The organism is Effusibacillus dendaii (genome assembly GCF_015097055.1).
GTDB lineage: Bacteria > Bacillota > Bacilli > Tumebacillales > Effusibacillaceae > Effusibacillus > Effusibacillus dendaii.
In genome coordinates, this window is record NZ_AP023366.1 from 824,897 (window position 1) to 838,182 (window position 13,286).

The 13,286-nt window shown below is 48.9% G+C and carries 14 protein-coding genes and 1 riboswitch; of the genes, 2 read left to right on the forward strand and 12 right to left on the reverse strand.

The window, feature by feature from the left end; all coding sequences use genetic code 11:
- Positions 1–5 precede the first annotated feature (5 nt).
- The 5 genes from skT53_RS04305 to serA all read right to left on the reverse strand — a co-directional run bounded on the left by skT53_RS04305 (position 6) and on the right by serA (position 6,734).
- Positions 6–1,544, reverse strand: coding sequence for a spore germination protein (locus skT53_RS04305; RefSeq protein WP_200760866.1), 1,539 nt, complete (start codon positions 1,542–1,544; stop codon positions 6–8).
- Between the two features lie 257 nt (positions 1,545–1,801).
- Positions 1,802–2,755: a DMT family transporter gene (locus skT53_RS04310; protein ID WP_200759942.1), complete on the reverse strand. Its 954-nt coding sequence runs from the start codon at positions 2,753–2,755 to the stop codon at positions 1,802–1,804.
- 4 nt (positions 2,756–2,759) lie between these two features.
- Positions 2,760–3,596: a TatD family hydrolase gene (locus tag skT53_RS04315; RefSeq protein ID WP_200759943.1), complete on the reverse strand. Its 837-nt coding sequence runs from the start codon at positions 3,594–3,596 to the stop codon at positions 2,760–2,762.
- Positions 3,593–4,798, reverse strand: coding sequence for an MFS transporter (locus skT53_RS04320; protein ID WP_200759944.1), 1,206 nt, complete (start codon positions 4,796–4,798; stop codon positions 3,593–3,595). The genes skT53_RS04315 and skT53_RS04320 overlap by 4 nt, the downstream gene beginning before the upstream one ends.
- A gap of 349 nt (positions 4,799–5,147) precedes the next feature.
- Positions 5,148–6,734, reverse strand: coding sequence for a phosphoglycerate dehydrogenase (serA, locus tag skT53_RS04325; protein WP_200759945.1), 1,587 nt, complete (start codon positions 6,732–6,734; stop codon positions 5,148–5,150).
- 66 nt (positions 6,735–6,800) lie between these two features.
- Positions 6,801–6,882, reverse strand: a riboswitch (ZMP/ZTP riboswitch).
- 106 nt (positions 6,883–6,988) lie between these two features.
- On the opposite strand from serA, the gene skT53_RS04330 reads away from it, so the two are divergent.
- Positions 6,989–7,183, forward strand: coding sequence for a hypothetical protein (locus tag skT53_RS04330; RefSeq protein WP_200759946.1), 195 nt, complete (start codon positions 6,989–6,991; stop codon positions 7,181–7,183).
- 93 nt (positions 7,184–7,276) lie between these two features.
- The gene (locus skT53_RS04335) at positions 7,277–8,347 is read left to right on the forward strand and encodes a ribonuclease H-like domain-containing protein (RefSeq protein ID WP_200759947.1); all 1,071 of its coding nucleotides are present in this window, start codon (positions 7,277–7,279) and stop codon (positions 8,345–8,347) included.
- A 143-nt stretch (positions 8,348–8,490) separates the two neighbouring features.
- Here the strand turns inward: skT53_RS04335 and skT53_RS04340 are convergent, their stop codons facing one another.
- From skT53_RS04340 to skT53_RS04370, 7 genes are all read right to left on the reverse strand, one after another.
- Positions 8,491–9,057 (reverse strand): class I SAM-dependent methyltransferase, encoded by a 567-nt coding sequence (locus skT53_RS04340; RefSeq protein ID WP_200759948.1) that lies wholly within the window; start codon positions 9,055–9,057, stop codon positions 8,491–8,493.
- Positions 9,058–9,098: 41 nt separating this feature from the next.
- Positions 9,099–9,275 carry a hypothetical protein gene (locus skT53_RS04345; protein ID WP_200759949.1) on the reverse strand — a complete coding sequence of 59 codons (177 nt, stop codon included), beginning with the start codon at positions 9,273–9,275 and terminating at the stop codon, positions 9,099–9,101.
- 53 nt (positions 9,276–9,328) lie between these two features.
- Entirely contained in the window at positions 9,329–9,796 is a 468-nt protein-coding gene (locus skT53_RS04350; protein WP_200759950.1) for a cupredoxin domain-containing protein, read from the reverse strand.
- Positions 9,797–9,850: 54 nt separating this feature from the next.
- Positions 9,851–10,324, reverse strand: a complete 474-nt coding sequence (gene greA, locus skT53_RS04355; RefSeq protein ID WP_200759951.1) for a transcription elongation factor GreA — start codon at positions 10,322–10,324, stop codon at positions 9,851–9,853.
- A 67-nt stretch (positions 10,325–10,391) separates the two neighbouring features.
- Complete coding sequence (locus skT53_RS04360) at positions 10,392–11,390, reverse strand: hypothetical protein (RefSeq protein WP_200759952.1); 999 nt, start codon at positions 11,388–11,390, stop codon at positions 10,392–10,394.
- A 58-nt stretch (positions 11,391–11,448) separates the two neighbouring features.
- Positions 11,449–12,387: an AAA family ATPase gene (locus tag skT53_RS04365; RefSeq protein ID WP_200759953.1), complete on the reverse strand. Its 939-nt coding sequence runs from the start codon at positions 12,385–12,387 to the stop codon at positions 11,449–11,451.
- 101 nt (positions 12,388–12,488) lie between these two features.
- Positions 12,489–13,271 (reverse strand): SDR family oxidoreductase, encoded by a 783-nt coding sequence (locus skT53_RS04370; RefSeq protein WP_200759954.1) that lies wholly within the window; start codon positions 13,269–13,271, stop codon positions 12,489–12,491.
- Positions 13,272–13,286: the final 15 nt, after the last annotated feature.

Genomic DNA, 13,286 nt, shown 5'->3' on the forward strand with positions numbered 1-13,286 from the left:
TGACGTCACCTCGCTGATCGTGGTGGAGAGGGTTTCATCTGTTTTCCCATCCGTTTCCGGTCACGATGAGAGAAAGATGTGGGACGGAGTTCCATTTTCCACCACGGTGCTCGAACAAAAATATCCTTTAGTTCATCCGTCTTCAAAGGTGCAACACCGGACAGATAAGGAACACCGAATGACCGCAAGTTGCAAAGATGAACCGCGATCCAGACAAAGCCAAGCACGATACCCAAAAGTCCAAATGTTGCCGCTAAAAACATCAGCGGAAAGCGAAGCAGCCGAATCGCAATCGCCTGGTTGTAACGGGGAATGGTGAAGGATGCAATGCCGGTCATGGCCACTACAATGACCATCGGGGCTGATACAATGCCCGCTTGTACCGCCGCTTGTCCGATCACAATTGCGCCCAGTATGCTCACCGTTTGGCCCACGCCCTTGGGCAGACGGATCCCGGCTTCTCTTAGTGCTTCAAATGAAACTTCCATAATCAATGCTTCCACAATGGCGGGAAACGGAATCGTTTCCCGGGCAGCGGCGACGCTGAGGAGAAGACTGGTTGGTAGCATATCTTGATGGAAGGTGGTGACTGCAATGTACAAAGCGGGTAAAAAGAGTGCGAGATTCAGAAACAGATATCTAAACAGGCGTATCAAGCTCACCATCATGTAGCGTTCATAATAATCATCGCTAGCCTGAAGCATCTGCCAAAACGTGATCGGACCCAATAACACAAAAGGAGTACCATCCACAAAAATGGCAAAACGCCCTTCCAATAATTGTGCGGCTACCGTGTCAGGACGTTCCGTATTTTGCAGTTGAGGAAATGGAGAATACGGTTGATCTTCAATCAATTCTTCTATGTATGCACTTTCTAAAACTCCATCGATATGGATGGACTCTAACCGGTTTTTGACTTCGTCAATTACTTTTGAGTCCGCAATGCCTTCCATGTAAGCAAGAACCACGTTCGTTCGGGTGTGTTCACCGATTGTCATGGCCACCGTCTTTAAACGAGGAGACTTCACTTTGAACCGAATCAGTCCGGTATTGGTCCGCAGATTTTCAGTGAACCCTTCGCGGGGGCCTCGTATCACTTTTTCGGTCTCGGGTTCTTCTACAGAACGCCGAGTACCGCCTCTTACATTTAGTACCAGCGCCTCTGAATAGCCATTGATCAATAGAGTCGCATTCCCTGTTAAAACATTTTCCACTACTTCTGAATACAAATTTACGTGAGAGACTTGGGACAAAGAGAGTACACTATCTTCTACAATGTCTGGCGTTATGTCCGAAACACCTGTTTTTGCCAATTTGAACAAAAGCGGTTGAAGTGCGTTTTCATGTATTTCTGCGGACTTTACCATCCCGTCCACAAAAATCAAAAGTGCGTCCACACCGTCATCAAGGGTCAACTCGCGAAAAATAATGTCAGAACAATTGCGGAAAGTATCTTTCAAAACCTGTTGGTTCGTTTTCAGTTCTTTCGATAAATTGTTGTCCATCGTCTCCGAAGGCTCAATCGCCTCTTTTAAGGGAGCCATCGTCTCTTGCTGTTTAGACTTTTTCCGCCAAAACCGTAACCGTTTTTCCATGAAAGTCACCCTTTTCATAATCATGGAAATTATGTCCCGGATTGACAAAAGATATTCCATTTGAAAAGATTCTTACATGATGGATATCTAACAACTTGAAAAGGCTCCTACATTGTGGGTATATACACAACGTACGAGCCTTTTTTCCCCTCTGTCATGAAATGTTCGCCAATTGATTCACACCTTTGATTCACAACAACTGCTCATCAACGGGATACGTTCTTCTGTTCCGCGTTTTGTTCGACTGCTTGCACAGCCGGAATCACGTTTCCGTCTGCCGTTTGCGATGCTGACCGTTTCACTGCGGTGAACAAATAGACACCGGCAATCACCAAAACGGTGCCGATCAAAAATACTGTCGTAACGCTTTCCCGCAAAAACAGGTACGACAATATGACGGTAAATACCGGATTAAAGTTAAGGAACATACCGGATTTTGTACCCCCAACCTGCTGTACGCCAATATTCCAAAACACCATGGCCAACACAGTGCCACCAACAGATACGTAGAGAGTAGCAAGCCAGAAGGAAGTGTTGAGATTTTCCAGATGGAAGTTGGCCAGATCAAACGGAAGCAACGCCAGAACACCAAAAATCCCCATCCAAAGGGTGGACATATAAGGAGTGACATAGCGCATCGCTTTTCGTCCGGCTGCCGAGTACAGCCCCCATAATCCAACCGCTGCCAGCATAAACAGATCTCCCGTATTAAAACGGAGTTGCAGCAAGCGTTCCGGTTCACCATGCGAAATCACAACGAGCACGCCAAATAGCGAGACCGCCATACCTGCCAGTTGGCTGCCGGACAATTTTTCACGTAATAGAAAAAAAGAAGCGATCGCGATTGCAACCGGATTCAACGCGGACAAAAGCCCTACGTTGACAGCCGATGTTCGCTCCAGCGCAAGAAACAGAAACAGATTAAACAGTGCAACCCCTGTCAGCCCCATACAAACTAAAGGCAACCACGCCTGTTTGGGAGGCAGCAGTTTTTTTTCCCGCCCCCAGACAATCGGAACCAGCAGCAAAACGCCGAAAACCCATCGCATATCGGTCAACGTCAGCGAGGAGGCATGACCTACCAAAAACTTGCCTGCTACAAAATTTCCCGCCCACAGCACACTGGTGGACATCAATAACATATAGTAGATCAGCCCCATCTGATCATTCCTCTCCTATTTGGAAAAATCGAGCCGCGTTTGCGGACGTAATGGAAATCACTTCATCCGTAGATACGCCATGCAACCGAGCCACCACAGCAGCAACTTCCCGAATCCATAACGGGTGTGTCAGGTTTCCCTGATACGGTCCGTCGTATGGCCAAGGTCCATCCGTTTCCAGCAGCATATGCGCAAGCGGAACCTGCATGACAATCCGCTGGTTGCGCTCGCGGTAGACCGTTTCAGGAGTAAAAGATATAAAATATCCGGCTTCCACAATCTGCGCAACCGTTTCAGGCGGCGCTTTTAACCAATGAAAAACCGCTTTTTCAATTTGATGTTCACAGAGCTTCCACAAACAGGGAAGCGCCATCTGGTGTACTGCATGCAAAATCACCGGCAGCCCCGTCTGTTTGGCCAACAAAAGTTGGGATTCGAACAGTTCGAAACAGACAGACGGTATGTCTTGCGGCGCCCTACCGTCTGCTGGCAATGCATAATAAGGCAACCCGATCTCGCCGATGGCGCAGATTTCCTGACGATGGGTATGGACCAACCGCTTTAAAGCTTGCCATTCCTGTTCAATTTCCTGGATTATTGCGGCATCTGGCGATCCCGTTGCCGCCTGCAAGCACCTTTCGGCCACATGCTCCGGATGCATGCCAAATCCGATTTTGACAAATTGAGGATATCGTTTGGCAATCGAAAGCAGCCGTTTCGCAGAGGAGACGCCTGTAGCGGGCGCCACTACCGCCGTCACTCCGCCCGCTTTTGCGCTTGCCAACATTTCTTCCAATATCGCTTCATCCAATTGATCCAGATGGTAATGTGTATCAATCAAGCGGCAGCATTCCTTTCCTGTGGCCGCTGATGGTTGAACCAAACCCAGAGGGCAGACACCAGAAACATCCCCATTGTTGCATAAAAGGTGGCTGGGATGCCAATCAACCCTGACAGCCATCCTCCCGCCATCGGCCCCACCACCGTACCCATGAGTGTCATGCTGGTAGTAAAGCCGAATGCCATGCCGCGCTGTTCATCCGTTACAAATTTTGATATTCGCGCATTGCTGGTAGGCATCAAACCGCCGATAAAAAAACCGGCCAGCACACGTGTCAGACCAAACGCCAGAATCGTGGTGGTCAACGCGGTCAGACCAAACATGACAGCCGTCCCAATCGACAGTAAGATCAGGATGGTATGGTGCCCGAGACGATCCCCTAATCTGCCTGCCGTCATGGATGAAATGGCGGCGGTAACGCCGGACAGCGCCAGAATCAGACCGGTAGCGGTCGCCACATAATCGTTCGAGTCGGATAACGCTTTGATGTATAACGGTATGATCGGAGTCACGATCATCAGCCCAAACTGGATTAAAAAATTAATAAATGCCATCGGCCATAAGCCGGGAATATGGGCAATGGCGGACAAGCTTTGGAGAAACGACATCTTTTTTTGCTGTTCATTCATGTTCCGGGGAGGCTCTTTTACCTGTGTCATCATCACCAACAAGGAGGCCAGCGTCACAAACGCCATTACAAAAAACGGTACCCGGTAGTTAAAAATATCTGCCAACAGTCCGCCGATAAACGGTCCCGACGAGGTGCCGACAATCTGCGCCGTTTGGTAAACACCGAGCGCATATCCCGTCTTTTCTTTTGGAGCAAGCGATGTGACCATCGCGATCGCGGCAGATTGAAACCCGCCCAGCATCCCTTGCAAAATCCGTAACAGCAAGAGCTGATAGACGTTTGTGACAAGCCCCATTGACAGCACTACGAAAATATTGGTCAGCAATACGCGCTGCACCATCAGTTTGCGACCATGCTTGTCGCCCAGATTCCCCCAAACGGGTCCCATCAAAGCAGCAAAAAAAGGGGCCGCCGCAATCAATACGCCCGACCATTTGGCCACCTGGTGCGTTTCGGTAATCCCCAGATGCGGCAGGTAAAGCGGGATGAAGGAAAACATGAAACTAAGGCTGATGCCTGCTCCAAACTGCACAAAACACATCATGTACAAATTGCGTTTCCAACTCTCCAATTTTGACACCCCGGTATTTGGATCTACTGACAGTCGAACGACCGCAGAACTCGGAAGTTCGACTAAAACCGTGACATCCTGTCACAACGTCGAACGACCGCAGAACTCGGAAGTTCGACTAAAACCGTGACATCCTGTCACAACGTCGAACGACCGCAGAACTCGGAAGTTCGACTAAAACCGTGACATCCTGTCACAACGTCGAACGACCGCAGAACTCGGAAGTTCGACTAAAACCGTGACATCCTGTCACAACGTCGAACGACCGACATCCGTGTCGGTCTAAAAGTAAAAGAGCCGTTCGGCAAAGAACGGCCTCTCTCATTTTCTATTTTACAGCGATTTTGATTTACAGTTCAACATGGTGAACTTCCAAAATGTTGGGAATTTCAGCAAGTTGCCGGACGACTTCCGGGCCAGCCGGATTGTCGATTCCGAGCACCATCACCGCTTTGCCTCCCACTTCTTTTCGGCCCACCTGCATGGTTGCAATATTGATGTTCGCATCGGCCAGGATCATCCCGATCCGTCCAATCATGCCCGGCTGGTCAAGATGAGAAGTAACAATCATCCGTCCTTCCGGAGCGGCGTCAATCGCATACCCGTCCAACCGGACGATGCGCGGTCCAAAACCGTTATTCAGTGTACCTGCAATCCGTTTGGTCTGGGTAGCAGTCGTAACTTCAAGACCGATCAGATTCGTAAATACGCTATGTTTCGAAGTTTTCGTTTCAATCGTTTGGATACCTGCCTGTTCAGCCACCAACGGCGCATTGACGAAATTTACTTCCTCCCCGTGGTGATAGGACAAGAATCCCTTCAACAGCGTCCGTGTAATGGGAGCCGTTTCCAGATTGCTGATATCACCGCTGTAGCTGATTTCGATTTTAGTAACCGGATCGTCTACGAGTTGGGCAGCCATTTTGCCGATATTCTCACCAAGCGCCAGGTACGGTTCCACCTGCTTCATTTTATCAGCCGGTAACGACGGCAAGTTTACTGCGTTTCGGAACGGTTCATCGCGCAATACTTTCAGCACTTCTTCCGCCACATCGATCGCTACGTTGATCTGCGCTTCCTCGGTTGACGCACCAAGGTGGGGCGTCAACACGACATTTGGAAACTGTTTGAGCGGATGCTCTTTGGCGAGCGGCTCTTCTTCATACACGTCCAAAGCTGCGCCTGCCACTTTACCCGATTTTAACGCTTCAATTAACGCTTCCTCCTTGATAATACCGCCGCGCGCACAGTTTAAAATCCGCACGCCGTCTTTCATCATTCCAAATTCCCGTTCCGAAATCAGATATTTCGTTTCTTTAATCAACGGGGTATGGACCGTGATAAAATCGGCAGCCACCACGATTTCATCAACGGTGCATTGCTGAACATCCAGAGCGTTTGCCCGCTGCGGCGTCAAAAACGGATCGTACGCCAGCACCTTCATGCCAAACGCCTGCGCCCGCTTTGCCACTTCCGTACCGATCCGGCCCAGGCCCAGAATCCCCAGGACTTTGTTGTTCAACTCCACGCCGACAAACGTTTTGCGATCCCATTCTCCCCGCAAAATCGAGGCGTACGCCTGCGGAATTTTACGTGCCATCGAAATCATCATGGCAAATGTATGTTCCGCAGTGGAAATCGTGTTTCCGTCCGGCGCGTTGAGGACGACGATCCCTCGCTGTGTGGCAGCCGGAACGTCAATGTTATCTACACCTACACCTGCCCGACCGATAACCCGCAGGCGAGTGCCGTGTTCCATGATTTTGGCCGTCACCTTCGTCTGTGAACGAACCAGCAGCGCATCATATTCCGCAATGATGGCGCACAATTCGTCTTCTGACAAACCGGTTTTCTTTTCCACTACAATGTCTTCCGCTTCCAGAAGTTTGCCTAACCCTTGCTCCGAAATCGGATCACTGACCAATACTCGAATCATCATGAACCCCTCCATGTTTGTCCCCTGTGATATTCGGAAAAAGACCGTCTGAACCCCTCGTATCAGCAAAGGAGCCCAGGCGGTCGGCTGTATCTTCAGTTGCACTCCCTTGTGGTATCCCACGGTTCCGCCAGTCATGCAACCTGTTATTTTGTTTAACGATGAAATAAATTGTAGTAGGATACTTACTTAATGTCAATCATAACTTGTGAGACGATTTCCTGCAAGATTTCCTGCCATGAGGAGTGTGCCAATTGTTTGAATTTGAAACGATCGTATTTGCCGACTGGTTTCCCACAAAAAGCGGGTTTGTTGCCATCCGGCCGGAATTTTACGGTACAGCGGTTTACCAGTACCGAACGGACAAACCTGTCAAACATGATTGGTTCATGCAGTCCGATATCGCATATGCCCTGTATGAAGAATTGCGGAGCTACCTGGCTGTCTAGCACTCCCTTTCGCCTCTGCCATTCGGGATAGCCGGATGTAAAATTGGACAACTCCATGTTATCATTAAACAAAAAGGAAACAGGTGACCGTTTTTGAAAATTGTCCGAAAATGGTGGAACGGAGTGGCCGTTTTTACAGATAAAGGGGATCCCTTCCTGCGTGTCCTGCAGACAATCAAACAATATCCGAAATGCTATTTTGACGGCAAAAATTTATGCTGGCATGTGGCGGACGACTATCTCGACCGTCTGTTTCAGGAGTCGGATGCGCAGGGGTTCCTGATCGACATACCGCCGCAGCGGAATTTGACCCGTACTCTGCAGAGCGGCTTGGGTTGTACATTTGATATTGAAACGACCGGCTTGCGTGACGATCCGAACGCTCATTTGGTCAGCGCCTGCCTCGGGCTTTCGAAAGAAGATCCGCTTGAATACTTTGTGAACGAACCGCCTGCCGAGAAACAGATTCTAACTGAACTGGCTGAAAAACTGGGGGAAATGGAAGTGATCGTAACCTGGAACGGCGACCGCTTTGATATTCCGTTCCTGAATGACCGCTTTCAGTATTGGAATATTCCGTTCCAAATCAACCCGTTAACAAGTCTTGATCTGTACAAAATCGCCGACAAAATGAAAATCGCTGGCGTTATCCCCTCCGCTGCGCTGCAGGTAGTGGAACGTTTTTACGGCATTGTTCGCCCGGATCAACTGCCGGGGCGTTATGTGCCTGCCCGCTATCAGGAATGGCTCGAAACAAAAAATCCCGAAATCCGGGATGAAATCCTTCAGCACAACCGGGAAGATGTGCTGTATCTATTGATGCTTGCTCCGTTTATCTATCAGGGAACGGTTGTGACAGAACCGTCCGCCTATTCGCAGGAAGAAACCGGACTGTTGGACCGCTACTTGATTCATATGGAGCGATTGGAAAAAATGTGGGAAGAAAAACAGGCGATGGAACACGAAATTCGCCAATTGGCAGAAAAATACGGGGAACATCTGTTGCGGCGTCCTTACGGTGATATCCTGCTCGATGAAACTGCCTGCACCGTTCAAAAAAAGCCGGTCAATTCTCCTCCAATCCGAACGTTCGCCGAGTTGGAACAGTTTTACCGGGATACCTTGGCCCAAAAGCCGAAACGGCAATGGGACAACGAGGCGTAGTGCAGCTAGCCGCAGAGGAGACAGGGTTGCCGTGCAGACGTAACCCTGTCTCCGCAAGAGACCGCCATAAAAAAGGCTTCTACCGAAGCATATTCAGAAGAAGCGGCGTTTAAAAGAGGAAGCCTTTTTCGACAGCCCGCAGTTTATTTTTTTCGCAAAAACAGATGAACCGAGTCGCCGCTTACCAGTTCGTCAAAAATGGCAAAGCCGCTTTTGTCGAATATCTCGTGCAGTTCATTTGGCGAATAAAACGCATAATACAACCCGTCAATAAATCCGTCATCGCCACCGGTCAGAAACGACGCATACAGGACACCTGTATCGTTTAAGACCCGTTTAATTTGCGACAATGCAACGGGCAGATCGTGACGCGACAAATGAAGCAGCGACATATTCGCCCAAATCCCGTCAAAACTTTGATCCGGATAAGGCAAATTGCGGAAATCCCCTTTTTGAAACTCGACATCTCCCACGTTTTGTTGTGCAACCGCTAACATTTCTTCCGAAATGTCCATCCCTTGCACATGTACGCCATATCGCTTCAACGTCAACGTATCACGACCAGCGCCGCTTCCCAGGTCAAGAATTCTCTCCCCTGTAAGCATGGCTGTAAACCGAACTACCAGACTTGGTGTCAATTCGGTATGCCGCCACTCGTGTGAGCGGGCCAATTCGTCATATCGTTGTTTGGTTTGTTTAATGTAATCCATAAATACCGCCCCAGCCGTTTTACGATATATAGAAACTGCTTTCAGCGTCTGCCTAAAAAAGCGAGATACACCCACCACCGGTACTCCTCTTCCGTACCGTGACTCTCCAGTTCTTGATAGTAGTGAACAAATTCCTCGCTGGTCATGCCAAACCGTTGTTCGCAACTTTCAACGAAAGAACGCATCTGTTGCAGGCGTTCTCCCCAATATTGTTTCATACCGCAACCTGGCCCCCTCGGGTTGAGTATAGCACATTGAAAGCGCAGCGTCACTAGTTTGGCAATACGACCAGATTGGCAACCATTGGACCATGATGCTGCACATCCGGATGCGCCAGACAGCGTATCTGAAAGGTCCCTGGCTTGTCGGCAACAAACGATACCGTTTTCAGCTCGCCCCGTTTTACCTCGCCCTTTACATTGTACCCGTCAACCACAAACGGATGGCTCGCTCCTTTGACTCCATAAAACTCAAAAACGACAGTCTCTCCCTGATGGACTACAATCATACCCGGGTCCCAGCGATACGATTCGATCTCCTGTTTTCCATCCGGACTGGTCCATTTTATCTCATTTGTAACAATCGACACTTTTACAGAACGAATGGCCACGTTGCCCGGTTGCGCCACATTTTCTCCGCTTGTACGAACCGTCTGGCTAAGTTCCCAGAGCGCTGCTGCCAAAAGCAGAGTCAACAGTAACAGAGCGAACCACAATCTGTTTGTCTTTCGTTCCGCCATAAAAAATCCCCCTCATACGGTTTATCATTCCATATGTATGGGGGATTTGTCCGATTATTCTACTTTAAGAATTTCAAATGTCATATCGCCGTTTGGGGCAGGCACCACCACTTTGTCACCTTGTTGTTTCCCCAGCAAACTTTTCCCAATGGGAGACTCATTGGAAATACGGCCTTCCAACGGATCTGATTCGGCCGGTCCGACAATCGTATAGACTTCCTCATCACCGTTTGGCACTTCCCGAATCGTAACGGTAGAACCAATCGTCACAACACCTGTTACCTTATCTTCATCACGGATTAGAACCGCATTGCGAAGCCGATTTTCAAGTAATGCGATGCGCGACTCTACCATGCCTTGTTCATCTTTGGCCGCTTCATATTCGCTGTTTTCACTCAGGTCTCCGTAGGAACGGGCAATTTTCAGACGTTCTTTCACTTCCGCCCGCTTTTCTGTTTTCAGGTATTCCAGCTCTTCTTCCAGTTTTCGCAAGCCTTCTTGCGTGACATAAAATTTATTGTCACTCACTCCACATTTACCCCCTCGGTTTCTGTGCTCCCTATTGTACCAACAAATTGTTCCAACGCAAAGAGCATCATTTTAAAGGGTCACGGTACTCCTGTTTATTGACTACGAAAGATTGACCGTCCCAGGTTTCATGAATTTCCCAATACGGCATGGCAGCAATCGTCCGGTTCGGAACTGCATCCCGCCGATATGTAATCAGATCCCAACCGTTCTTTGTCTGTTGTACACCCGCATAGGCGGATTGCGAATGCCAAACCGGCACAAAACCCATTTCAGTCAGGCTGAACATCGTACCGTATTGGTATTGTCCCGTACAGCCGCACGTTTCAACAACAAGAAATTCCGGACGTTTATCGGAAGCAAGATTCTCAAATATGCTTCCGTTCTTCATCCACTCCATATAGACCCTATTGGCAGTATCCGATATAGTACGCAATTTTGTCAGCTTCCATGTACGTGTGCCGTCCGCTTTTGTTTCTCTGGCAGCTTCGTAAAGATTTCCAAAGCCAACCGGTTGGCCACCTGTTATAATTGTCGCCGCAACCAGCCAACGGTCAGGTTGAATGACTCCGATAAACCCGATTTTCACCCGTAAACGGTTGACTGATTCTGTTTTTTCAACCGTCTTCTGCAAATCGGCTATCGATTTTGACTCCGCATCAATCACATAATGACCATTTGCCTCATGATAGGGAACCGTCAGCAAATCAAACAACTGGCGCTGCGGCAGCAGGAGTCCCCTTTCCGTTTTGACAGGCGGGTGTTTCAGTAGCAGCCATTTTCCGTCCAGCAAGGCTCCTGCCCTGCCAGGTTCAACTTCCAGTTGATGTTTTTGGTAGCGGATCACATATTCCGTTTTTCGGGTTTCCACCGTAACGGACAACGCCGTTTTTAGCGAATATACATCAACTGATGTATCATCCCCCATAGAAAGCGGCATGTACGGAAGTTGCACCGGGATATTCTGAATCATAAACTGGGAATGCCCGGTTTCCGCCGCCGTCGTTACTTGCATCGGCCACAAACAAGCTGTCAGAAAGCCAACCAACAGAATCCTGCCGATCATAAATGTCTCCTCCTTTCCATCCTAGGATGAAAAGAAAGAGGGAAATTTATGACACGGTTTACAAGTCTTCCTCTACAAGCCGATTCAGTTCGTCCGCCCGAAAACTGGGTGTTCTCGCCAATCGGCTGTTTTGTTTACGGATACTTTTTTCCACACAGTTCCGGATAAATCGGGCATTGGAAAAATTGTACTTTTGCTTCTCCCGAAAACATTGGTTCATAATCGCTTTCTGGTAACCGGCAGACACTTCATAATCGTATTCTGCTGCGATAGCAGTTGTAATCGCCAATAACTCCTCCATCGTATAATCGGGAAATTGCAATTGGTATGGGATGCGCGAAATCAACCCCGGATTGCTGTTCAGAAATTTTAACATGGGTTCTTGATAACCGGCAAAAATAACGATAATCTGATCACGGTGGTCTTCCATATATTTGAGCAGTGTTTCCACTGCCTCCAAGCCGAAATCGTTCGGATTGTCGCGAACCAATGAATACGCCTCGTCAATGAACAGAATGCCGCCTTTTGCTTCCTGCAAAACGGACAGGGTATCTTTTGCCGTATGTCCGACATAATTGCCAACCAGATTCACACGGCTCACTTCCCGAAACTTCTCTTCCTTAAGAATCCCGATTTGATGAAAAAGTTTGGCCAAGAGTCTCGCCACCGTCGTTTTGCCTGTGCCCGGATTCCCCAAAAAGGCCATGTGCAGCGTCATCGACGGCGTTTTGAATCCCTGCGACTTTCGAAACTGTTGAACAGCCGTATAATGCGCCAGTTCGTGGATCATAGCCTTGACTGGTCCGAGACCGACCAGTTTATCGAGCTCACGCAGAGCATCCTGATAATTTTGTGACGGCACACCCATCCAAGTTTGTGGAAAACTGGCCGATTCCAGCCCTTCCTGACGAGACATTTCCGGAAGCAACAGCCGATCTGGCAAAATGGTTTTCTGGGCCTGCTTGGCGTACGTGAAGGTCAAAGTGTTTTGGCTCATGCTGCCTCCCCCTCATTACAGACAGAATAAGCGGCCATACGTGCACAATTGGCACGGTCGATTATTTCTTATCCTATGAGGAAGCGGACGGGAGCAGTACATTAATACGCTTTTAACAGTCCGCCGTCAACCACATAAATTTGGCCCGTAATATAGCTGGATTCGTCAGAAGCCAGGAAAAGAGCCACGTTTGCAAACTCTTCCACCTCTCCATAACGGCCAAGCGGAATTTGTTGGGTCCAGGTGCCTTTTACCTGTTCGATAGAAGCACCCGTTTTGCTGGCTGTAATCTGATCCAGTTCCCGCACGCGGTCAGTATCAATTCGTCCAGGCGCCAGATTGTTCACTAAAATGCCGTACGGCGCCAGTTCTGTCGCCAGCGTTTTGCTAACACCGTTGACAGCTGCCCGAATCGCATTGGACAAAATCAGATTCGGAATCGGCTGTTTTACCCCACCTGACGTGATGTTGATGATGCGTCCCGACTTTTGTTTCATCATCAATGGCAACAGGCCGCGCGTGACGCGCACCACACTCATTAAATTCAAGTTGAAAGCATTCTGCCATGCTTCATCATCAAAATCAAGAAAAGATCCTGCAGGCGGTCCCCCCGCATTATTAACCAGTATATCAAGCGCACCAAAATTGGCTTGGACAGTATGTACCAACTGATCGATATCTTCTTTTCGGGCAACGTCAACTGCCAACGCGATGACTTCCGCTTTTGTCTGATTGCGGATTTCCTCTGCGGTTGCCTGAATATTCGCCTCATTGCGGCTGGCAATTACCAGTCGAGCGCCTTCCTGTGCAAATTTTAACGCAATTCCCTTTCCTAACCCTTTGCTGGCTGCTGTAACGACAGCTGTTTTGCCATGCAATCTCATACCTCATCTTCTCCT

Coding starts and splice junctions, on each gene's coding strand:
- skT53_RS04340 (WP_200759948.1), bottom strand. CDS start 9,057: ATGGATTACATTAAACAAACCAAACAACGATATGACGAATTGGCCCGC.
- skT53_RS04350 (WP_200759950.1), bottom strand. CDS start 9,796: ATGGCGGAACGAAAGACAAACAGATTGTGGTTCGCTCTGTTACTGTTG.
- serA (WP_200759945.1), bottom strand. CDS start 6,734: ATGATTCGAGTATTGGTCAGTGATCCGATTTCGGAGCAAGGGTTAGGC.
- skT53_RS04365 (WP_200759953.1), bottom strand. CDS start 12,387: ATGAGCCAAAACACTTTGACCTTCACGTACGCCAAGCAGGCCCAGAAA.
- skT53_RS04360 (WP_200759952.1), bottom strand. CDS start 11,390: ATGATCGGCAGGATTCTGTTGGTTGGCTTTCTGACAGCTTGTTTGTGG.
- skT53_RS04345 (WP_200759949.1), bottom strand. CDS start 9,275: ATGAAACAATATTGGGGAGAACGCCTGCAACAGATGCGTTCTTTCGTT.
- skT53_RS04305 (WP_200760866.1), bottom strand. CDS start 1,544: ATGGCTCCCTTAAAAGAGGCGATTGAGCCTTCGGAGACGATGGACAAC.
- skT53_RS04370 (WP_200759954.1), bottom strand. CDS start 13,271: ATGAGATTGCATGGCAAAACAGCTGTCGTTACAGCAGCCAGCAAAGGG.
- skT53_RS04310 (WP_200759942.1), bottom strand. CDS start 2,755: ATGGGGCTGATCTACTATATGTTATTGATGTCCACCAGTGTGCTGTGG.